1 protein-coding gene is annotated in these 1,116 nt (G+C 65.8%); it reads right to left on the reverse strand.

The window, feature by feature from the left end:
- Window positions 1-1,116, reverse strand: a 1,116-nt coding sequence (locus tag F573_RS14580) for a PRTRC system ParB family protein (RefSeq protein WP_019023122.1), incomplete at both ends; no start/stop codon positions are given.

The raw sequence follows: 1,116 nt of genomic DNA on the forward strand, positions 1-1,116 counted from the left end.
CAGGTGATCCAGCGTCGTTTGATCGAGCGCCGCCAGTGCGGCGATCCTGCCTGCCGTTGTTTCCCGGGCAGTGACGTGACTCAGCGTGTCGCTGGCGTCCTCCGGCACCTGCAGCTTCGGAAGCAGCGACGCGATCAGCATGGCGCGACGCAGAATCGGGTCGTCCTGAACCCGCTTGGCGGCGACCTCACGGCGAATCTTCTGCACCGTCTCGATGACCTTGCGCGGCTGGGCCTTGACCGCCTGAGACGGGGCCTGGCCCACACCCGACGAAGCCTGCTTTGCGCCGGTACTGGCGGGAGCCGGGGCGTCGTGGCCCACGTTCTCCGAGGCGGTCGGGGTCTCCCCTGCAACAGCGGTTTCGTTGTCCTCGCCTTCGCCGGTCGGGGTCGCATCCACCTGTTTCTGCGCTTCGGCATGGGCTTCAACCTTCTGCTTGTGGCACTTGAGGTCAAAGCACACGTCTTCGGTGACGCGACCCATGCGGTCGGGGTCGGTGGAGAGGATCGCGCCGAAGCTCGCGCAGCCCTTGCACGCGGCCATCTGCACTTCGCCCACGTCGCGGACGAGCAGAATGGTATGAGTACCCGGCTCGACCTCGGTGTCCAGACGCACGGTGTTGTACTGTTCCGCCAGATCCGCCTTGCGGGCCTGCATCGCCGCCTCGGTTTTCTCGTTGAAGCAGGACGGCAGCGTGCAGCGACCCTCCCCGATGTGCTCCTCGAACAGCCCCGCCTGCGTGCTGGAGTTGTGCGGGCAGGTCATGCACTCGGTGCGGTCGAAAACCGCGGATTCCAGTTCCAGGGCGTAGCCACCGATCCGCTCGCGGAGCATCTGGACGCTCACGCCATCGTTCACAATCTTCGGCAGCGAGTTGTCCTGAACCGCCGTGGGCAGCGAGGACAGCAGTTCAGCGTGGCCGTTCTTGATCTCGCCCCTCGACAGCGCATCCTTCACCGCGTCGGTGCAGTTGAGCAGCAGCAGACGGGAATCCAGCTTCTTCCGCGACCAGCCCAGCACCTTGCAGGCTTCGGCGTGGTCGCCTTCACAGGCGGAGACCACCTTGCGGGCGGCGTCGGCTTCTTCGGTCGGGGACATATCGGCACGGGCGACGTT

It is taken from the genome of Thioalkalivibrio sp. ALE23, assembly GCF_000378545.1.
In the GTDB taxonomy this organism is placed as follows: domain Bacteria; phylum Pseudomonadota; class Gammaproteobacteria; order Ectothiorhodospirales; family Ectothiorhodospiraceae; genus Thioalkalivibrio.